Source organism: Pseudomonas sp. RW3S2, from assembly GCF_014268955.1.
GTDB classification, from domain to species: domain Bacteria; phylum Pseudomonadota; class Gammaproteobacteria; order Pseudomonadales; family Pseudomonadaceae; genus Aquipseudomonas; species Aquipseudomonas wayambapalatensis.
In genome coordinates this window covers 97283-115952 of record NZ_JABWRM010000014.1, presented here as the reverse complement: position 1 = coordinate 115952, position 18670 = coordinate 97283, and the positions used below count along the sequence as shown (strand labels likewise).

At 62.1% G+C, this 18670-nt stretch carries 20 protein-coding genes, 1 tRNA gene and 1 CRISPR repeat array; of the genes, 6 read left to right on the top strand and 15 right to left on the bottom strand.

The window, feature by feature from the left end:
- Positions 1-8: 8 nt before the first annotated feature.
- The 6 genes from HU748_RS19550 to queA form a co-directional block, all read right to left on the bottom strand.
- The gene (locus HU748_RS19550; protein ID WP_186668241.1) at positions 9-557 is read right to left on the bottom strand and encodes a glycine zipper 2TM domain-containing protein; all 549 of its coding nucleotides are present in this window, start codon (positions 555-557) and stop codon (positions 9-11) included.
- Positions 558-678: 121 nt separating this feature from the next.
- A complete protein-coding gene (secF, locus tag HU748_RS19545) occupies positions 679-1587 on the bottom strand; it encodes a protein translocase subunit SecF (RefSeq protein WP_186668243.1) in 909 nt (302 codons plus the stop codon).
- Positions 1588-1597: 10 nt separating this feature from the next.
- Positions 1598-3460, bottom strand: coding sequence for a protein translocase subunit SecD (secD, locus tag HU748_RS19540; RefSeq protein WP_186668245.1), 1863 nt, complete (start codon positions 3458-3460; stop codon positions 1598-1600).
- Between the two features lie 65 nt (positions 3461-3525).
- The gene (yajC, locus tag HU748_RS19535) at positions 3526-3861 is read right to left on the bottom strand and encodes a preprotein translocase subunit YajC (protein ID WP_186668247.1); all 336 of its coding nucleotides are present in this window, start codon (positions 3859-3861) and stop codon (positions 3526-3528) included.
- A 41-nt stretch (positions 3862-3902) separates the two neighbouring features.
- On the bottom strand, positions 3903-5018 hold the full coding sequence (gene tgt / locus HU748_RS19530; protein WP_162144435.1) for a tRNA guanosine(34) transglycosylase Tgt: 1116 nt from the start codon (positions 5016-5018) through the stop codon (positions 3903-3905).
- A gap of 14 nt (positions 5019-5032) precedes the next feature.
- Entirely contained in the window at positions 5033-6082 is a 1050-nt protein-coding gene (gene queA, locus HU748_RS19525; protein ID WP_186668249.1) for a tRNA preQ1(34) S-adenosylmethionine ribosyltransferase-isomerase QueA, read from the bottom strand.
- A gap of 108 nt (positions 6083-6190) precedes the next feature.
- Between queA and HU748_RS19520 the strand changes: the two genes are divergently transcribed.
- A tRNA-Leu gene (locus HU748_RS19520) sits at positions 6191-6275 on the top strand.
- A 226-nt stretch (positions 6276-6501) separates the two neighbouring features.
- Positions 6502-7012: direct repeats of the CRISPR family, unit length 28 nt; unit sequence TTTCTGAGCTGCCTACACGGCAGTGAAC.
- 113 nt (positions 7013-7125) lie between these two features.
- On the opposite strand, the gene HU748_RS19515 is transcribed toward HU748_RS19520, so the two are convergent.
- Positions 7126-7746 (bottom strand): LysE family translocator, encoded by a 621-nt coding sequence (locus HU748_RS19515; protein ID WP_186668251.1) that lies wholly within the window; start codon positions 7744-7746, stop codon positions 7126-7128.
- A 374-nt stretch (positions 7747-8120) separates the two neighbouring features.
- On the opposite strand from HU748_RS19515, the gene HU748_RS19510 reads away from it, so the two are divergent.
- Both HU748_RS19510 and HU748_RS19505 read left to right on the top strand, forming a co-directional pair.
- The gene (locus tag HU748_RS19510) at positions 8121-8354 is read left to right on the top strand and encodes a hypothetical protein (RefSeq protein ID WP_186721558.1); all 234 of its coding nucleotides are present in this window, start codon (positions 8121-8123) and stop codon (positions 8352-8354) included.
- 13 nt (positions 8355-8367) lie between these two features.
- The gene (locus tag HU748_RS19505) at positions 8368-8625 is read left to right on the top strand and encodes a DUF3077 domain-containing protein (RefSeq protein ID WP_054892538.1); all 258 of its coding nucleotides are present in this window, start codon (positions 8368-8370) and stop codon (positions 8623-8625) included.
- A gap of 62 nt (positions 8626-8687) precedes the next feature.
- Here the strand turns inward: HU748_RS19505 and HU748_RS19500 are convergent, their stop codons facing one another.
- The 4 genes from HU748_RS19500 to HU748_RS19485 all read right to left on the bottom strand — a co-directional run bounded on the left by HU748_RS19500 (position 8688) and on the right by HU748_RS19485 (position 11914).
- Positions 8688-9152, bottom strand: a complete 465-nt coding sequence (locus tag HU748_RS19500; protein ID WP_186721556.1) for a hypothetical protein — start codon at positions 9150-9152, stop codon at positions 8688-8690.
- Complete coding sequence (locus tag HU748_RS19495) at positions 9143-9829, bottom strand: hypothetical protein (protein ID WP_186668257.1); 687 nt, start codon at positions 9827-9829, stop codon at positions 9143-9145. Before HU748_RS19495 ends, HU748_RS19500 begins: the two co-directional genes overlap by 10 nt.
- Before the next feature lie 113 nt (positions 9830-9942).
- A complete protein-coding gene (locus HU748_RS19490; RefSeq protein ID WP_186721591.1) occupies positions 9943-10182 on the bottom strand; it encodes a hypothetical protein in 240 nt (79 codons plus the stop codon).
- A 676-nt stretch (positions 10183-10858) separates the two neighbouring features.
- Positions 10859-11914 carry a diguanylate cyclase gene (locus HU748_RS19485; RefSeq protein ID WP_186668268.1) on the bottom strand — a complete coding sequence of 352 codons (1056 nt, stop codon included), beginning with the start codon at positions 11912-11914 and terminating at the stop codon, positions 10859-10861.
- Positions 11915-12172: 258 nt separating this feature from the next.
- Here HU748_RS19485 and HU748_RS19480 point away from each other — a divergent pair, with 258 nt between their 5' ends.
- Positions 12173-13063 carry a bestrophin family ion channel gene (locus tag HU748_RS19480; RefSeq protein ID WP_186721554.1) on the top strand — a complete coding sequence of 297 codons (891 nt, stop codon included), beginning with the start codon at positions 12173-12175 and terminating at the stop codon, positions 13061-13063.
- A gap of 95 nt (positions 13064-13158) precedes the next feature.
- Here HU748_RS19480 and phnE read toward each other — a convergent pair whose 3' ends face one another.
- From phnE to HU748_RS19460, 4 genes are read right to left on the bottom strand one after another with little or no spacing between them, the layout of a single operon-like run.
- Positions 13159-13926, bottom strand: a complete 768-nt coding sequence (gene phnE / locus HU748_RS19475) for a phosphonate ABC transporter, permease protein PhnE (RefSeq protein WP_186708068.1) — start codon at positions 13924-13926, stop codon at positions 13159-13161.
- On the bottom strand, positions 13923-14750 hold the full coding sequence (locus HU748_RS19470) for a phosphate/phosphonate ABC transporter permease (protein WP_186668275.1): 828 nt from the start codon (positions 14748-14750) through the stop codon (positions 13923-13925). The genes phnE and HU748_RS19470 overlap by 4 nt, the downstream gene beginning before the upstream one ends.
- Positions 14744-15538: an ATP-binding cassette domain-containing protein gene (locus HU748_RS19465; protein WP_186721552.1), complete on the bottom strand. Its 795-nt coding sequence runs from the start codon at positions 15536-15538 to the stop codon at positions 14744-14746. Before HU748_RS19465 ends, HU748_RS19470 begins: the two co-directional genes overlap by 7 nt.
- Entirely contained in the window at positions 15535-16389 is an 855-nt protein-coding gene (locus HU748_RS19460; protein ID WP_186668279.1) for a putative selenate ABC transporter substrate-binding protein, read from the bottom strand. Before HU748_RS19460 ends, HU748_RS19465 begins: the two co-directional genes overlap by 4 nt.
- A 125-nt stretch (positions 16390-16514) precedes the next feature.
- Between HU748_RS19460 and selD the strand changes: the two genes are divergently transcribed.
- Together selD and mnmH are read left to right on the top strand one after the other, a co-directional pair.
- Positions 16515-17549: a selenide, water dikinase SelD gene (gene selD, locus HU748_RS19455; RefSeq protein ID WP_186721550.1), complete on the top strand. Its 1035-nt coding sequence runs from the start codon at positions 16515-16517 to the stop codon at positions 17547-17549.
- A complete protein-coding gene (mnmH, locus tag HU748_RS19450; protein WP_186721548.1) occupies positions 17549-18652 on the top strand; it encodes a tRNA 2-selenouridine(34) synthase MnmH in 1104 nt (367 codons plus the stop codon). The genes selD and mnmH overlap by 1 nt, the downstream gene beginning before the upstream one ends.
- Positions 18653-18670 lie beyond the last annotated feature (18 nt).

The window sequence follows — 18670 nt, the reverse complement described above, 5'->3', positions numbered from 1 at the left end:
CACGCAGGTCACTGCCCTGGCTGTGCCTGGCTCAGTATCAGCTTGCCATTCTTGTCCAGCGGGATGGTCGAGCCTGGCTCGTGATCCATCTTCACCACACCCGCCTGATCACCGATGGTGTACTTCACGGTGTAACCCACCACCTTGTCGCTGACGTCGTTGACCGTGTTGCAGCGCGTTTGCGTGGTGGTGTAGGTATCACGCTCCTGCATGCCCTCCTGCACCTTGTTGCCGGCATAACCGCCACCGACCGCACCGGCCACCGTTGCGATCTTCTTGCCGGTGCCGCCACCGATCTGGTTACCCAGCAGCCCACCGGCCAGGGCGCCCACCACGGTACCTGCGATCTGGTGCTGGTCCTGCACCGGACGCTGGCGCGTCACGGTCACGTCCTTGCACACTTCGCGCGGTGTCTTCACCTGTTGCTTGATCGGCTGTACGTCAGTGACCTGGGCATATTCCGGCCCTTTGTTCACCAAGCTGTAGGTCGCCACAGCACCTCCGGCTGTAACACCGACAGCACCCAAAACCGCACCCACCAGCATTGATTTGTTCACGTGGAATCTCCTGATCATACCCGCGGGACATTGCCCGCCTTCTCCCTGCCTTGGAGCAAAAAAAAAGGCGCGAGTTCAACACTCGCGCCTCCCTTTACGCCAAACGGCGCAGGACAAGCCCTTACGGACGGTCGTCCACACCCTCGGCCTTGACCGGCGGGATCAGGTCTTCGCTGTTCAGGTTCAGCCAGATCAGCACCACGTTGGCGATGTAGATCGACGAATAGGTACCCGCCATGACACCGATGAACAGGGCCAGGGAGAAGCCGAACAGGTTGTCGCCACCGAAGAACAGCAGCGCAGCGATCGCCAGCAGGGTGGACACCGAAGTGGCGATGGTACGCAGCAGGGTCTGGGTGGTCGAGACGTTGATGTTCTCGATCAGCGAGGCCTTGCGCATCACGCGGAAGTTCTCACGCACCCGGTCGAACACGACGATGGTGTCGTTGAGCGAGTAGCCGATGATCGCCAGCACCGCCGCCAGCACCGTCAGGTCGAAGGTGATCTGGAAGAACGAGAGGATGCCCACGGTCACGATCACGTCGTGAATCAGCGAGACGATCGCACCCACCGCAAACTTCCACTGGAAGCGAAACGCCAGGTAGATCAGTACCCCGCCCAGCGCCAGCAGCATGCCCAGGCCGCCCTGGTCACGCAGTTCTTCACCGACCTGCGGGCCGACGAACTCGACACGCTTGACGGTGGCCGGGTTGTCGCCGCCCAGTTTCTGCAGCGCCTGGGCAACCTGATTGCCCAGTTGCGGGTCGTCGCCAGGCATGCGCACCAGCAGGTCGGTGGTGGCACCGAAGCTCTGCACGATGGCCTCGTGGAAGCCGGACTCGACCAGTTCGGCACGCACCGCCTTGAGGTCGGCCGGACGCTCGTAGGTCAGCTCGATGAGCGTACCGCCGGTGAAGTCCAGGCCGAAGTTCAAGCCCTTGTGCCACCAGCTGAACAACGCCAGTACGGTCAACAGGACAGTGACGGCGAACGCAACGTTGCGCACGCCCATGAAGTTGATGGTTTTCATCGCAGCTCCCTCAAACCCACAGCTTCTTGATGTCACGCCCGCCACAGGTCAGGTTGACCATTGCGCGGGTCACCATGACGGCGGTGAACATCGAGGTGAAAATCCCGAGGGACATGGTGACCGCGAAGCCTTTGACCGGGCCAGTACCCATGGCGAACAGGATGCCGCCGACCAGCAGGCTGGTCAGGTTGGCGTCGATGATCGCGGTGTAGGCACGGTTGAAGCCTTCGTGGATGGCGCGCTGCACCGACATGCCGTTTTTCAGCTCCTCGCGAATTCGCGAGAAGATCAGCACGTTGGCGTCGACCGCCATACCCATGGTCAACACGATACCGGCGATACCCGGCAGGGTCAGGGTCGCGCCCAGCAGCGACATCAGCGCCAGCAGCAGCACCATGTTGCCCGTCAGAGCGATGGTGGCGATCACGCCGAAGCCACGGTAGATGGCGATGATGAACAGCGAGACGAACAGCATGCCCCACAGCGACGCATCGACACCCTTGGTGATGTTGTCGGCACCCAGGCTCGGGCCGATGGTACGCTCTTCAGCGAAGTACATCGGCGCTGCCAGACCACCGGCACGCAGCAGCAGGGCCAGTTCCGACGACTCGCCCTGGCCGTTCAGGCCAGTGATGCGGAACTGGCTGCCCAGCGGCGACTGGATGGTCGCCAGGCTGATGATCTTCTTCTCTTCCTGGAAGCTCTGTACCGCCACTTCCTTCTCGACGCCGTCGACGGTCTGCTTGACGTAGCGGGTCACCGGCTTCTGCTCGATGAAGATCACCGCCATGCTGCGACCGACGTTGCTGCGCGTGGCGCGGCTCATCAACTCGCCGCCGTGGCCGTCCAGGCGGATGTTCACCTGCGGACGACCGTGCTCGTCGAAGCTCGCCTGGGCATCGGTGACCTGGTCACCGGTGATGATCAAGCCACGCTCGACCGCAGCCGAACGGTTGCCATCACGGAACTCGAAGACCTCGGTAGTCGCTTTCGAAGCACCTGGCTCAGCGCCGAAGCGGAACTCGAGGTTGGCGGTCTTGCCGAGAATACGCTTGGCTTCGGCCGTGTCCTGCACGCCGGGCAGCTCGACCACGATACGGTTGGCGCCCTGGCGCTGAACCAGCGGCTCGGCCACACCCAGCTCGTTCACACGGTTGCGGACGGTGGTCAGGTTCTGCTTGATGGAGTATTCGCGGATTTCGGCGACCTTGGCCTGGGTCAGCGCCAGACGCAGCACGGAGAGCTCATTGCGCTCGGTGGTGGTGATGTCGAAATCATTGAAATTCTTGCGGACCAGGGCACGCGCCTGTTCGCGGGTAGCATCGTCGGAGAAGCCCAGCATGATGCTGCCGTCCTGCTGGGGCAGGCTACGGTAGCGCACGCGCTCTTTGCGCAGCAGGGTCTTCACTTCGCCGTCGTAGACCTTCAGGCGGGCACTCATGGCCTTGTCCATGTCCACTTCCAGCAGGAAGTGCACACCACCGGAGAGGTCCAGGCCCAGCTTCATCGGGCTGGCACCCAGGTTGCGCAGCCACTGCGGGGTGGTCTGGGCCAGGTTCAGTGCGACGACGTAGTCGTCACCCAGGGTCTTGCGCACCACATCCTTGGCCGGCAGTTGGTCTTCCTGGTTGGTCAGGCGCACCAGCGCACTGCCCTTCTCGCCCAGGCTGCCACCCTTGACGGTGATACCGGCATCAACCAGCGCCTTGGTAGCGCGGTCGAGGTCGGCCTGGCTCACGTGCAGCGCGGAACTTGCACCGCTGATCTGCACCGCCGGGTCATCCGGGTAGAGGTTGGGAGCGGAATAAATAAAGCCGACCGCCAGTACCACCAGGATCAGCAGGTATTTCCACAGAGGGTATTTGTTCAGCATCACGCCGCCCGTTCAAGACGCGGGGCGCTTTGCGCGCCCCGACTGGAAAAAATGAAACCGGTAACTCAGATAGCCTTGAGCGTACCTTTTGGCAGGGTGGCCGCGATGGCACCCTTCTGGAACTTCAGCTCGACGTTGTCGGACACTTCCAGTACCACGAAATCGTCGGAAACTTTGACAATCTTGCCGGCGATACCGCCGTTGGTGACCACTTCATCACCCTTTTGCAGTGCGCTGAGCAGGTTTTTCTGCTCTTTGGCGCGCTTGGCCTGCGGGCGCCAGATCATCAGGTAGAAGATGACCAGGAAGCCGACCAGGAAGATCCACTCGAAGCCGGTACCAGCTGGGCCGGCGGCAGGGGCTGCAGCGTCCGCGTAAGCGGCGGGAATCAGAAAGCTCATGTAGCACTCCAGTTGCTGAATTTAGTTATGTGTGCGAACAGTCAGTCCAAAGGCGGAACGGGAAGTCCGCGCTTGGCATAGAAGGCGTCGACAAAGGCGGCCAATTTACCCTGTTGAATAGCCTCGCGTAAACCGGCCATCAAGCGCTGGTAATGGCGCAAGTTGTGGATGGTATTCAGCATGCTGCTCAACATTTCGCCGCACTTGTCCAGGTGATGCAAATAAGCGCGGGAGAAGTTGGTGCAGGTATAGCAGTCACAGGTCGGATCCAGCGGCGAATCATCGTGGCGATGGAACGCATTGCGGATCTTGATCACCCCTGTATCGACGAACAGATGGCCGTTGCGCGCGTTGCGCGTGGGCATCACGCAGTCGAACATGTCGACGCCGCGGCGCACACCCTCAACCAGATCTTCCGGTTTGCCTACCCCCATAAGGTAACGAGGTTTGTCAGCAGGCATTTGTGCCGGCAGGTAATCCAGCACCTTGATCATCTCGTGCTTGGGTTCACCCACCGACAGGCCGCCGATGGCCAGGCCGTCGAAGTCGATGTTGACCAGCGCTTCCAGCGAGCGCATGCGCAAGTCCTGGTACATGCCGCCCTGAACGATGCCGAACAGTGCCGCGGTGTTGTCGCCGTGGGCGTTCTTCGAGCGCTGGGCCCAGCGCAGCGACAGCTCCATGGAGGTGCGCGCCACGTCGTGCTCGGCCGGATATGGCGTGCACTCGTCGAAGATCATCACGATGTCCGAGCCCAGGTCACGCTGTACCTGCATCGACTCTTCCGGGCCCATGAACACCTTTGAGCCGTCTACCGGCGAGGCGAAGGTCACGCCCTCTTCCTTGATCTTGCGCATCGCACCCAGGCTGAACACCTGGAAGCCGCCGGAGTCGGTGAGGATCGGGCCTTTCCACTGCATGAAGTCGTGCAGGCCGTTGTGCTTCTTGATCACCTCGGTGCCCGGGCGCAGCCACAGGTGGAAGGTGTTGCCCAGGATGATCTCGGCGCCAATGGCCTCGATGTCCCGCGGCAGCATGCCCTTGACCGTGCCATAGGTGCCCACCGGCATGAACGCCGGGGTTTCCACGGTGCCACGGGGGAAGGTCAGCCGACCGCGACGGGCCTTGCCGTCGGTGGCCAGCAGTTCGAAGGACATTCGACAGGTGCGACTCATGCTTGATCCTCGGGGCCGCGCGGCGCCGGATTGCGGGTGATGAACATGGCATCACCGTAACTGAAGAAGCGGTATCCCTGCTCGACCGCCGCGGCGTACGCGGCCATGGTCTCGGGATACCCCGCAAAGGCCGAGACCAGCATCAGCAGCGTGGACTCGGGCAAATGGAAGTTGGTTACCAGGGCATCGACCACATGGAACGGCCGGCCGGGGTAGATGAAGATGTCGGTGTCGCCACTGAACGCCTTGAGCACGCCATCGCGCGCGGCGCTCTCCAGCGAACGCACGCTGGTGGTGCCGACCGCGACCACCCGCCCGCCACGGGCGCGGCAAGCCTCGATGGCATCGACCACCTCCTGGCTCACTTCGAGCCACTCTTTATGCATGTGGTGGTCTTCGATCTTGTCGACCCGCACCGGCTGGAAGGTGCCGGCGCCCACGTGCAGGGTGACGAAGGCACGCTCGACGCCCTTGGCGGCGATCTGCGCCAGCAGCGCCTCGTCGAAGTGCAGGCCCGCCGTGGGTGCAGCAACCGCACCGGCACGCTCGGCGTACACGGTCTGGTAGCGCTCACGGTCGGCGCCTTCATCCGGGCGGTCGATATACGGCGGCAGCGGCATGTGACCGACGCGATCGAGCAGTGGCAGCACCTCTTCGGTGAAGCGCAGCTCGAACAGCGTCTCATGGCGCGCGACCATCTCGGCCTCGCCACCGCCATCGATCAGCACCGTGGCGCCGACCTTCAGTGCCTTGCTGGCACGCACATGGGCCAGGACCCGATGGCTGTCGAGCACGCGCTCGATCAGCACTTCCAGCTTGCCGCCGGAGGCTTTCTGACCGAACAGCCGCGCCGGAATCACCCGAGTGTTGTTGAACACCATCAGGTCGCCCGGGCGCAGGTACTCGAGCAAATCGGTGAAGCGCCGGTGCGCCAGCTCCCCGCTCGGCCCGTCAAGGACCAGCAGACGGCTGCCATGGCGCTCGGCCAGGGGATGGCGGGCGATGAGGGAATCAGGGAGTTCGAAGGAAAAATCGGCGACGCGCATGATCGTGTTCGGCTTGGCAGGGCCGGGAAGTTTAGCCCAATGCATGAAAATTGACCATGAAAGCCGATTGACCGACTGCAGGAGCCTCTCTATACTGCGGCGCCACAAGCCCTGATGGCGGAATTGGTAGACGCGGCGGATTCAAAATCCGTTTTCGAAAGGAGTGGGAGTTCGAGTCTCCCTCGGGGCACCAAGATCCAGAAAAAACCGACCTTATGGTCGGTTTTTTTGTGGCCGGGATTCAGGGCCTGAAAGCGGTAAGCGTCAGCGGAAATCGCCCTCTTCTCATCTCGCCCTGGTCGTAGTGGGCATATCGGGGCGGCGAACCGCGACGAACACTGGCAATGCCGATGCCACCCAGACAGTCAGTGGCTTCGCGGGTAAACCCTTTAGTGATTTACGTGCCAACTCGGAAACTGTTTGTGGGCTGCCTAGACGGCAGTGAACGTGATTCATTGGATGGATCGGGCGACCGAACTTTTCTGAGCTGCCTACACGGCAGTGAACCTTGATAGAGCGCGCTCTGGCTCATGCCCGTGTGTTTCTGAGCTGCCTAAACGGCAGTGAACAGCTTGTCGGCACCGGCGGCGCCCGTGTCGTGTTTCTGAGCTGCCTACACGGCAGTGAACGAGGACACCTTCTATGATCGCCCTAGCCTACATTTTCTGAGCTGCCTACACGGCAGTGAACAAGGGCACGGCGGCGGCTGTCGCTTCCGTCAATTTCTGAGCTGCCGTGTAGGCAGCTCAGAAAGACGCCCAACAGGTGAATCCCTGCAACTGTCCGTTCACTGCCGCGTAGGCAGTTCAGGAAAGGCAAAAAAATACCGCCAGGCGGCGGTTGTCTGTTCACTGCCGTGCAGGCAGCTCAGAAACAAGCCCAGCCCCGCACTGGGCCGAGGCCGTAGTTCACTGCCGCGTAGGCAGCTCAACAAAATAGTCGTAGCGAAACTACTTCTGGTTACTCGCCGAGGATGGCACGAACTACACCGTGCTCGCGGCGTTTCGACAAGCCCGTGGCTGCAAGGAGTCGTATCGCAGCCTTTAACGTCGGCTCAGTGCCAAACGTGCAGCGAACAGTACAAAGACCATACCTGTTACTCGATCCATCCATTTGATGAGGTTTCCTTTGCGCAGGATGCCTGCAAAGGATTGTGTCGCACTGATCAACCCCACCGCCCAGATCAACCCCAGCAGCACATGAATGCCCACAAGCCCGAAGGTCCATGCAATCAATGGCTGGCCTTGCGGAATGAATTGCGGCAGGAACGACACGTAGAAAATCCCGACCTTAGGATTGAGCAGATTGCCCATCATGCCCTTGAGGAACCAGTTCGCTGCCGGTCTCCCCTCAGCCTCGGCAGGCGCCAGCGACTGGCGTGGGCGCAGGAGCATGTTCACGCCCAACCATGCCAGATAGGCAGCGCCACAGTACTTGAGGATGTCGTACGCCAGCTCGGAGACAGCGATCAATGCGCCAAGGCCGAAGGCGACCGCTGCGCCCCAAAGCAGGCAACCGGCGTTGATGCCCAGGGCCGCGCGCAGTCCCTGCTTGCGTCCTTCGACGGCGGAGGTTCTGAGGATCAGGGCGGTGTCGAGGCCGGGGGTTATCGTCAGCAGGGTAGCCGCGAGCGTGAAGGCAATCAGATTGTCGGCGATGGACATGGGGGCTCTACCTGACGGGAAGTTGCCCTAGATTAGCTTGGGCGCAGCTTTTTTCGTTGTGGATAAGTGGCTCGATTTTCAGTTTTTCCCCATTCCCTGTAGTCCGTTTCCCAAACATACTCTCGGCCGCCTAAAGCCGTTGCGGTGCCATGGGGCGCGTTCTAGTCTCGCCCGGTCGTTGCTCATCAACGACCGGCTATGACAGGCCGAATCAGCATTGCAACTCACACGGCTTCGCTTTTATGGCGGCTGTAGGTGGGGCACCTTCGGGTGCGCCGGGTTTCCTTGCTGACCGGTCTGTCAACCTGCTTACAGCTGCCACCCTCTTGTTTGACAGCAATGGTGGTGGTCCCTTCATCAGCGAGGAGTTCACCATGTTAAAGATCGTCCCCGATCCCCCTTTCTCCCCCGAAAATCCCCACGCCCTCGAAGACCTCGTCCTCCAAATCATCGAACACCTCACCTGCGCCCTCGCCATCACCCACCACAGCACCGCCCTCACCCTCGGCACCCCCGCCCAGCCCCTGACCATCGCCACCGCCCACGAAGTCGATGCCGCTCTGAGGCTGGCGGAAACCGCACTGAGCAGGATCCAGGTCCGTCACTGAAGGAGCATCGAACATGAGCGATACCACTGCAGGCGTCACCGGGTTCGGTTACGGCGATGGCGACAAGCCGCTGTTCCGGGTCGAGCCCGGGCATGATTCGAAACTGGCAATGGAACAGGCGTCGGCAATGATGGCCTGCGCCAAGCGCATGACCTTGCTCGCCTCCACCGATGGCGAAGCCGACCTGGGCTGGGCTGCGCACTTGCTGTGCGACATGGTCAAGGCGGTGATGGATGACGTGGAGATAGGGCGCGGACGGGAAAGCCGCTAGGTCAGAGCCGCATTGTCGATAGGTGGGGCTGCACGTAGCCCCGGCCTATTGAGTCGCATCGGCTACACAGGCTGTGATTCAGTCGCTTGGGCGAACCGCTGGCTTCGCACCAGCAGTACCAAACTCCACACTTTAACGGCTTCCGTGACAACTCCCAGTAGAAAAAGCAGCCAGGGTGCTGGCGTAACAAGGATGTTGGGCCATAGGAAGGCGATAGGTATCGAGGGAAGCAGGATCATTCGAAATGGCGCCTGGGCCAGGCCGACATAGGCCGCAACACGCACACCTTTGATAAACAGCAAACCACTGGCGACTACCGAGAGATGCACCGCTACGCCTGTAAGGCCGATAAACAATGCCAACTCACCATGCTCGCGTGACAAGGCCACAATGCTTTGCAGATCATCCCAAAATGGAATCCGACCACGGCGAATGCTGGCGACTGCGTAGAGCACGATGATGAGCGCATCCATCGCGCCCCAGCATAATTGGGTGAATCGCTGAATACGATCGTTCATCAGGGCCAAAAAACACCTCCTTTCTGTTCATAGATAGTGTCCGCGACGACAGGTCGCCAATGCCAAGACTTACCGTCAACAGGCCAATGATCATCAGCCTCGACATAAACCTGTCTAATGTGCCGAATTTCGCCATAGTTACGTTTGGTTGAGCGAAGCGACATCCGCAATTCATGCTCCTCCAGCGGAGTCCATCTCTGTGTGATCGTTCGAACCGTATTCGAGTAATCCTTGCCTTCAGACAAGAACATTCGGTCTTCACCGCGAGACACCAGGAGGTTGGCAGCGAAGGCCAAGGCACTTTTTCCCATATCAACACTGATATCTACTGTTCGCCATTTTCCAGGACCTTCATGCAACACGGAGGTGCTAGGACAACCTGGATTGGATTGGCACCATGACAAATGCGGGTAATGGCCAAGTCCACCGGAGACGAAAGGCCTGAGCGGCCTAGGAGTAATTAACAGCCATCGCCCGTGCTCGACGTGTGCTAGCAAGGTTTCAGTGCAAGACGTACCAGCTCGCAGAGGAGATGAATGAGTACAGGATCGGATCAGCTCATCAAGGCCAACAAGATACTCATCATGCCGAAGAGCGCTTTCAACCCTGCGTCTGGCAAATGTTGGGCTTTCAATTTGCGCAAGATGCTCCGTTTGCACCTTGGTCCACCGGACCAGCTTTTCCATGGCAAACATTCCAGCGTCGAAACGCCAGTTCTAACCGTTTGCCACTTACCAGATCAGCAGTACACATCCCAAATATCAGTCGGATTTTTCCGCATGCAGCCCGCCATTGACGCTCAGCCCAGAATCCTCTGTGCGGTGGTCGCATTGCGCGCCAGTTCCAGCACCTTGCCTTGCAGAAAGTCCGCGTAGTACTCCTTCAACTCATCAGCCCAACCGGCAACCGGGTCCGCCTCATCCTGCGCGGCGGGAGAATAGATGAACTCGCCAGGGCGGTTGCCACTCAAGGTCAGGCGCCCAAGCGTCAGAACCTCACCGGTCTGGGGGGGCTCCGTGTAGATGTAGGCACTGGGCATCAGAAGTCCTCCGGCTTGGCGCGACGTCTGCGCGCTCGGCGGCCACTGGTCTCGTCCTTCAACTCAACGAAGGAGACTGAAGCGTCCTCCAGAGGACGGAAAACCTTGTCTGTGAGACCAAGGTTCCACAACACGAGCATCAACGATCTGACGCTGACGGATGGATCACCACGTTCGATGCGACGCAGCATCTTCTCGGTAACGCCAAGTCTACTGACGACATCCAGTTGCCGGACAACCTGCTCCAGGCGCGCCGTTTTGACTAGGCTCTGTATGAAAAACCTTGATACTCGGTGATGCTGCGTTGAAAACAGCCTCGGAATGCTCATTTACAACCCGTAAACTCCGCTTCCTCGGCTGTTTTCGCCTTGCCTGACCTTCGTCTCAAGGCTTTTCATACAGACCCTAGAAGCCCTATACGCTGGAGGCTTGCGTCACAATCTACCGGAAAAAATCTTTCCATAAGCGGCCAAATATGTCCGACTAATTAAAATAAACGGACGATTAAATCCGTTTATCCATAGGGTTGGGTACGCCTAAACATAGCTGAAGAGCCTGCTTATCGAGAACAATCGGATGATTGGCGTCCGTTTATTTTTGAGCTGCGCGGGTCAGAAGAGGTCGACCTGCTGAGCCAACTAAAAACCAACACATAGCAACTATGGAATTGCTGGTGTTAGACCATCGCCCCATACCGCCCCGCCACCACAATCCGATTTCGCCCCGCACTCTTGGCCTGGTACAGCGCCATATCCGCCTCATGCAACCAGGCCTCGGCGCTCTGAAGATGCCCGCCAAAAGGCGCGATGCCGATGCTCAGGCTCAACCCCTGCTCCGGCAATTCAGGATGGCGATAACACTCCACCGCCTCGCGCAGCCGCTCGAGCACTTCTTCGGCCTGCGCCACGCTGACGCCGGGCAGCATCACGCAGAACTCATCACCGCCATAGCGCGCCACCGGGTCGCTCTTGCGCAGGTGGGTCGGCAGGAACGCGCTGAGGGTGCGCAGGATGTCGTCGCCCATCAGGTGGCCGTGACGGTCGTTGATCTGCTTGAAATGGTCGATGTCGATCAGTGCCAGCACATTGGCCTGATTGTCGCGGCGGCAACGCTGGAATTCGCGCAGCAGCAGGTCTTTCCAGGCGCCGTGGTTGATCAGGCCGGTGAGGCTGTCGGTCTGGCTCAGGCGCGCCAGGGTGCGTTTGTGCTGGGCGAGCTGGACGGTGACTTGATAGCAGATCAGGCCGATGGCCATGGGGTAGATCAGCAGGATCGGCAGGCACGCAAGCATCTGTGCCTGGCTGGTAGGCGGGAATAGCGGTGGCGCGTACAACCAGAGCCCCAGGCCAATGCCCAGCGCCTGGGCGAGGAAGGTCTTGCCGAGCATGTGCCAGCCGCCAGCAGCGATCTTGTCCATGGCGATCATCGACAGGATGATCACGCTCGGCAGCGGGTTGAGCCCCATGACGCCAGCCCAGCAGCCTCCTGCAAAGCCATCGAACACCAGGTTGCGCTGCTCGGCGCGAAAGGGCTGCTTCGACAACCGGGCCAGCTGATAAGCGACGTGCGGCCAGACGAAGCCGTGCAGCGCTAGCAAGGCCCAGGTCCACCAGGCCGGCTGCAGCGGCCAGATGCCGATCAGCACACAGAAGAACCCCAGCCCGGTGCCAATGGCGCGGGGTGGGTACATGCGTTTGGCGAAGGAAAGACCCTTACCCGTTCGCTCGATCATTGAGGGCTCACCGAAAAAATGGACTGTCCTTGAATGCACCGGACAGGCAGCCAGGCGGGAAAATGCCCTGGGGGTCGGCGTTCGAGCATTGTGCCACTATCGAAAACAGGACTTCAAACGTGCTGGACGAAATACACTAACCGTCGGGTTAATTCCGTCTCGACCTCGCGAGAAACACGTCCAGTAACATCCAGTCCACCGAACCTTGCCCCGCCCCCGACGTCGGATCCTTCATCCGCTCCACGAAGAGATCCCTGCGTGAAAAACTACCTCGTGCGCAAGTACCGCCTGGTCCTCAAGACCTTCAACTACATCGGCTGGTCGCTGCTGTGGCTGCTGGTGTGGGACATCCTGGTCACCATCGACTTCATGCTGTTCTTCAACAGCAAGTTCAGCCTGCCGCTGATCCCGCTGACGCTATTGGGTTCGGCGCTGGTGGTGCTGGTGAGCTTTCGCAACAGCAGTGCCTACAACCGCTGGTGGGAGGCGCGCACGCTGTGGGGGGCGATGGTGAACAGTTCACGCAGCTTTGCGCGGCAGGTGCTGACGCTGGTAGACGATCCAGATGACGGGCTCAACCCGGTCAAGGCGACCTTGCTGCGTCGGCATGTGGCCTATGTGAACTGCCTGGCAGCGAACCTGAAGAACGAGCCGTGCCCGCCGGAGCTGATGGCGTTCATCCCGCATCACGAGTTCGAGCGGCGCAATGGTTCGAACAACTTCGCCAACGACATCCTCGCCGGCTCCGCCGCCTTGCTGGCACGCGAATACAAGGCCGGGCGGCTGGACAGCATTCGCCTGGCGCGGCTGGAGTCGACGCTGGTGGACCTGTCCAACGCCCAGGGCGGGATGGAGCGGATCGCCAATACGCCACTGCCCTACCCTTACGTGTATTTTCCGCGGTTGTTCATCACGCTGTTCTGCGTGATCGTGCCGATCGGGCTGGTGGAGTCGCTGGAGTGGTTCACGCCGCTGGCTTCGACAGTGGTGGGCTTCATGCTGCTGGCGATCGAGCGGATCGGCACCGATCTGCAGAGCCCGTTTCGACGCAGCGAGCACCAGATTCCGATGGACACGATCTGCGAGGCCATCGAACGGAACCTGGAGTCGATGCAGCGCGAGGCGCAGTGTGGGGAATGGGTGGATTGAGGTCGATGTGTGGGAGCGGGCTTGTCCCGCGATCACCGGCAAAGCCGGTGCCATCCCCACAGTAGCCAGCGAATCGCCACGCTTACGGAGAGTGCTCAGGCCCGCACATAGCGCTGGCGCAGCACATCGCTGAAGGCATCCACCAGCAACACCAGCACCAGCATGCCGATGATCACCGTGCTGGCCTGGGCTTCCTGGAACAGGCTGAGGGTGGTGTAGAGCATCTGCCCCAACCCGCCCGCACCAACGAAGCCCAGCACACTGGCCATGCGGATATTGTTCTCCCAGCGATACAGGCTGTAGGCCAGCAACTGCGGCCACAGATTGGGCAAGGTGCCGAAGCAGAACGCTGCGACCTGGCTGCCGCCCTGCAAGCGGATCGCCGCCGCCGGCTCTGCGGGCGCGTTCTCCAGCGCCTCGGCGAACAGGCGCCCCAGCACGCCTGCCGTGTGCAGCGCCAGGGCCAGGGTGCCGGCATTGGGCCCGAGCCCGGCTGCCAGCACGGTCAAGGCCGCCCACACCAGCTCAGGGATAGCCCGCAGGGCATTGAGCAGCAAGCGCGCCGCCCCCTGCAGCGGCCAGCCGAAGCGCCCGGCCGCGGGCAATGCCAGCAGCAGGCCAAGCACCATCGCCAGCAAGGTGCCCAGCCCCGACATCGCCAGGGTTTCCAATGCACCACGGCCCACGGCACGCAGATGCTCGGGGGACAGGTCGGGGCTCAGGAAGCGCGAGGCGTACTCGCCCATCTGCGCCAATCCACCATTGCCGACGACGGCCGCAAGGTCGAGTTCCAGGTAGGCGAACGACGCCACCACCGCCGCGACGATGGCGACGATCACCAGCAGGTTGATCGCCCGGTTCATGCCAGCCTCCCACGCAACACGCGGCTCAACACATCGGCCAGGGTCACCAGTACGAGAAACGCCAGCAGCATGCTCGCCACCTCGGCGCCAGCGAACATGCGCATCGACAGGTCGATCTGCTGCCCCAGCCCGCCAGCACCGACAAAGCCCATCACCACCGAAGCCCGCACCGCGCATTCCCAGCGATAGACCGTGTAGGACACGACCTCCGCCGCCGCCACCGGCAGGATGCCATAGCAAAACGCACTCAGCCGTCCGCTGCCGGCCTGCATCAAGGCGTGGGCCGGGCGCTGGTCCACCGACTCGAAGATTTCGGCATAGACCTTGCCAAGCATGCCGCTGTAGGTGATGGCGATGGCCAGTACCCCCGCCGTCGGTCCCAGCCCCACGGCGCGCACGAACAACAGCGCCCAGACGATCTCCGGCACGCTGCGCAGGAACACCAGCAGGCCGCGTACCGGCATGCGCACCAGCCGCGACCAAGGCCCGGGGCGACCCGCGCGGGATGCCGCCCTCAACGACAATGCCCGGCTGCCCAGCAGGCTGGCGGGGATGGCCAGCAGCAATGCCAGGGTCATGCCGGCAGTGGCCACGGCAAGCGTCTGCAGGGTGGCCTCGAACAGCAACGCCAGAAAGTCCCGGTCATGGGCCGGTGGCCAGAAGGCGCCAACGAAGCTTGCCATCTGTTGACGGTTCTCGGCCTGCAACAGCACCCCGGGGTCGAGTTCGCTCAACTGCACGCCCGGCCACAACAGGGCCAGGCACAACAGCGTCAGCAACAGGCGTGGCAACGCCGCAGGGTCGCGGGCATCGGTCTTCAGCATCGCGGGATCTGCACCGTCAGCGTCGGCCCCACGGTCGTTGGCGACGCCAGTTGCTCATTGGCGTAGAGGGCGTCGAGCAAGGCATCGGTCACCGCCACTGCCGGGCAATCGAACACCACGCGCCCTTCGCGGATGCCAATCACCCGGGGGAAATGCGCGAGCGCCAGCTCCACGGCATGCAGGCTGGCGACCAGTGTCACGCCATGGGTTTGCGCGTGGCGATTGAGCAGGGCCAAGCTGTGATCAGCCAGCACCGGGTCCATCGCCGAGACGGGTTCGTCGGCCAGCAGTACTTCAGGTTGTTGATACAGCGCCCGGGCGATACCCACCCTTTGCAACTGGCCACCGGACAACTGCCCGCAATGCACGAACAGCTTGTCGGCCAGCCCCAACTCCGCCAGCACCTGTCGCGCGCCCGGCACATCGCTGGGGTGCAGCAGATTGAGCAGGCCGCGCAAGGTGCCCCACTGGCCAAGGCGCCCGGCCAGGACGGCGGTGACCACCCGCTGGCGCGGCGGCAGCGGCGGCGCCTGGTGCACCAGCGCGACCCGCGCCCGCAGGCGCTGCCGCGCACCCGCCGACAATGCCCAGGGCTGTGCGCCAAGCACCTCCAGGTGCCCGGCGCCGGGCTGCACGGCCGTGGCCATCAGGTGCAGCAGGCTGGACTTGCCCGCTCCCGATGGCCCGATCACCGCCACCCGCTCGCCCTTGTCGATGCGCAGGCTCACGTCTTCGAGGGCGCGTACCTGACCATGCCGAAGCCCTGCCGCGTGCAGTTGAATACTCACTTGAGCAAGCCGGCCTCACGGGCAGCCTGTTCGGTGCCGGCGTAGTTTTCGGGTTTGGTTTCGATGAAGCGGCTGGCCGCTTGCAGGTCGAGGATCGCCTTATGCTCGGGCTTGGCCGGGTCGAGGGCGAGGAAGGCCTGCTTGATCTTGTCTTTCAGGGCCGGGTCCATGTTGCCGCGCACGGTCCAGTTGTAGTCGTAGTAGGTCGGCGTGGTGGCAAACACCTTCACCTTGCTGGTGTCGACCTTGCCCGCATCGACCAGCTTCTGCCAGACGCTGGCGTTGAGCACGCCGGCATCGACCTTGCCCGCCTGAACCCAGGCCACGGTGGCGTCGTGTGCACCGGAATAGGCGACCCGACTGAAGTAGTCTTCAGGCTTGATGTTGTCTTGCTTGAGCATGAAATAGCGCGGCATCAGGCTGCCGGACGTCGAGGAGATCGAACCGAAGGCAAAAGTCTTGCCCTTCAGGTCGGCCAGGCTCTTCACGTCCGGGTTGGCGGTGATGAACTTGCTGGTGAACTGCGCATCCTGCTCACGCTGCACCAGCGGAGTGGCGGTCGGATCCTTCAGGTGCACCTGGACGAAGGTGAAGCCCCCCAGCCAGGCCAGGTCCAGGCGATTGCTGGCCAGCGACTCGACCACCGCCGGGTAGTCGGCGACCGGTACGAACTGCACCTTCATGCCCAGTTGCTGCTCGAGGTATTCACCCAGCGGCTTGAACTTGCGCAGCAGTTCGGTCGGCGCTTCGTCGGGAATAGCGCTGACCCGCAAAGTGTCGGCGGCCTGTGCGATGACGGCGCAGCAGGACAGCATGAGGCCGGCGGCGAGCGCCAAGGGGCGTTTGAGCATGGGAGTTCTCCGGTTCAATAGCGGGGAAAGTGCCGGCGACGCACCGACTGCGGGAATTATAAGAGCCGATGGCGCAAAGGCCAGCTTTGCTACAATCGCGCAACAATTGGACCCCGAGGTGCCTAATGAGCGAGCCGATTCGCCTGACCCAGTACAGCCACGGCGCAGGCTGTGGCTGCAAGATCTCCCCCAAGGTGCTGGATGTGATCCTTGCCGAAAGCGGCAGCCAGGCGCTGGACCCCAAGCTCTGGGTCGGCAACGCCTCGCGTGACGACGCTGCCGTGTACGCCCTGGACGACGAGCGCGGGGTGGTCTCGACCACCGACTTCTTCATGCCCATCGTCGACGATCCGTACGACTTCGGCCGTATCGCCGCGACCAACGCCATCAGCGACATCTACGCCATGGGCGGCGACCCGCTGATGGCCATCGCCATCCTCGGCTGGCCAGTCAACGTGTTGCCGCCTGAGGTTGCCCGCGAGGTGATCCGTGGTGGCCGTGCGGTCTGCGCCGAAGCGGGCATTCCACTGGCCGGCGGCCACTCCATCGATGCGCCCGAGCCGATCTTCGGCCTCGCGGTGACCGGCGTGGTCGGCAAGCGCAATCTCAAGCGCAACGACACCGCGACCGCCGGCTGCACGCTGTACCTGACCAAGCCACTGGGTATCGGCATCCTCACCACCGCCGAGAAAAAGTCCAAGCTGCGTGAGCAGGACCAAGGCCTGGCGCGGGACTGGATGTGCACCCTGAACACACCCGGCAGCCGCTTCGGCAAGCTCGACGGGGTCAAGGCGATGACCGACGTGACCGGCTTCGGCCTGCTCGGCCATCTGGTCGAAGTCGCCGAAGGCAGCGGCCTGACCGCGCGCCTGCAGTTCGAGGCAGTACCGCGCCTGCCGGGTGTGGATCACTACCTGGCCGAGGGCTGCATTCCCGGCGGTACGCTGCGCAACCACGACAGCTATGGCCACAAGATCGGCACCCTGAGCGATGAGCAGAAGCACCTGCTGTGCGACCCGCAGACCAGTGGTGGCCTGCTGGTAGCCGTGAGTCCCGAGGGTGAGGCGGAGTTTCTGGGGGTCGCCGCTGAACTGGGCCTGGACCTGTCGCCGATCGGCACGCTGGTCGAGCGACAGACCTACGCAGTCGAGGTGATTTGATGCGCCCCGACTGCACCGACTTCAAACAGCTGTTCCTCGACGATGCGCCGATGATGGACATGCGTGCACCGGTCGAGTTTGCCAAGGGTGCCTTCCCCAGCGCCATCAACCTGCCGCTGATGAACGACCAGGAGCGGCAGAAGGTTGGCACCTGCTACAAGCATCAGGGCCAAAGCGCAGCCATCGCCCTGGGCCACCAACTGGTCAGCGGCGCGGTCAAGCAGGCGCGCCTGGAAGCCTGGGCCGCATTCGCCCAGGCCAACCCCCAAGGGTATCTGTACTGTTTTCGTGGCGGCCTGCGCTCGCAGATCGTCCAGGGCTGGCTGAAAGACGTGGGCATCGACTATCCGCGGGTCAAAGGCGGATACAAGGCCCTGCGGACCTTCCTGATGGACACCACCCAACAGGCAGTCGAGCAATGCGACTTCGTACTGCTGGGCGGCCTGACCGGCACCGGCAAGACCGACGTGCTGCTGCAACTGGACAACGTGCTCGACCTCGAAGGCCACGCCAACCACCGCGGCTCCAGCTTCGGCAAGCGCGCCACCGCGCAACCGGCACCGATCGACTTCGAGAACCGCCTGGCCATCGATGTGCTCAAGAAGCGGGCGCGGGGCGTGCAGCAGTTCGTGCTGGAGGACGAGGGGCGGATGGTCGGCAGCTGCTCGGTGCCGCTGGCGCTGTACCAAGGCATGCAGCAGTATCCGCTGGTGTGGCTGGAAGACAGTTTTGCCCATCGCGTCGAGCGCATCCTGCGCGACTACGTGATCAACCTGTGTGCCGAATTCGTTGCCCTGCATGGCGAAGAGGATGGGCGCCGCCTGTTTGCCGAGCGCCTGCGTCAGAGCATGGGCAATATCCACAAGCGTCTGGGTGGCGAACGCTTCCAGCGGCTGTATGCGCTGCTGGAGCAGGCGCTGCAGGTGCAATTGCACAGCGGTGAAGTGGACCTGCACCGAGGCTGGATCGAGGGTCTGCTCAACGAGTACTACGACCCGATGTATGCGTACCAGCGTGAGGCGAAGTCAGGCAGGATCGAGTTTGCCGGTGACGCGCTCGAGGTACGGGAGTACCTGAAAACACGGGCGCTGCGCCGGCGCTGATTGCCTCGTGGGGCATGG

Bases quoted from the DNA above. Each gene is read 5' to 3' on its own strand.
- selD (WP_186721550.1), top strand. From the start codon at position 16,515: ATGAGCGAGCCGATTCGCCTGACCCAGTACAGCCACGGCGCAGGCTGT.
- mnmH (WP_186721548.1), top strand. From the start codon at position 17,549: ATGCGCCCCGACTGCACCGACTTCAAACAGCTGTTCCTCGACGATGCG.
- HU748_RS19460 (WP_186668279.1), bottom strand. From the start codon at position 16,389: ATGCTCAAACGCCCCTTGGCGCTCGCCGCCGGCCTCATGCTGTCCTGC.
- HU748_RS19515 (WP_186668251.1), bottom strand. From the start codon at position 7,746: ATGTCCATCGCCGACAATCTGATTGCCTTCACGCTCGCGGCTACCCTG.
- secF (WP_186668243.1), bottom strand. From the start codon at position 1,587: ATGAAAACCATCAACTTCATGGGCGTGCGCAACGTTGCGTTCGCCGTC.
- HU748_RS19495 (WP_186668257.1), bottom strand. From the start codon at position 9,829: ATGGAAAAGCTGGTCCGGTGGACCAAGGTGCAAACGGAGCATCTTGCG.
- HU748_RS19470 (WP_186668275.1), bottom strand. From the start codon at position 14,750: ATGCTGAAGACCGATGCCCGCGACCCTGCGGCGTTGCCACGCCTGTTG.
- phnE (WP_186708068.1), bottom strand. From the start codon at position 13,926: ATGAACCGGGCGATCAACCTGCTGGTGATCGTCGCCATCGTCGCGGCG.
- HU748_RS19490 (WP_186721591.1), bottom strand. From the start codon at position 10,182: ATGCCCAGTGCCTACATCTACACGGAGCCCCCCCAGACCGGTGAGGTT.
- secD (WP_186668245.1), bottom strand. From the start codon at position 3,460: ATGCTGAACAAATACCCTCTGTGGAAATACCTGCTGATCCTGGTGGTA.
- queA (WP_186668249.1), bottom strand. From the start codon at position 6,082: ATGCGCGTCGCCGATTTTTCCTTCGAACTCCCTGATTCCCTCATCGCC.
- yajC (WP_186668247.1), bottom strand. From the start codon at position 3,861: ATGAGCTTTCTGATTCCCGCCGCTTACGCGGACGCTGCAGCCCCTGCC.
- HU748_RS19485 (WP_186668268.1), bottom strand. From the start codon at position 11,914: ATGATCGAGCGAACGGGTAAGGGTCTTTCCTTCGCCAAACGCATGTAC.
- tgt (WP_162144435.1), bottom strand. From the start codon at position 5,018: ATGTCCTTCGAACTGCTGGCCACCGACGGCAAGGCCCGTCGCGGTCGG.
- HU748_RS19505 (WP_054892538.1), top strand. From the start codon at position 8,368: ATGAGCGATACCACTGCAGGCGTCACCGGGTTCGGTTACGGCGATGGC.
- HU748_RS19510 (WP_186721558.1), top strand. From the start codon at position 8,121: ATGTTAAAGATCGTCCCCGATCCCCCTTTCTCCCCCGAAAATCCCCAC.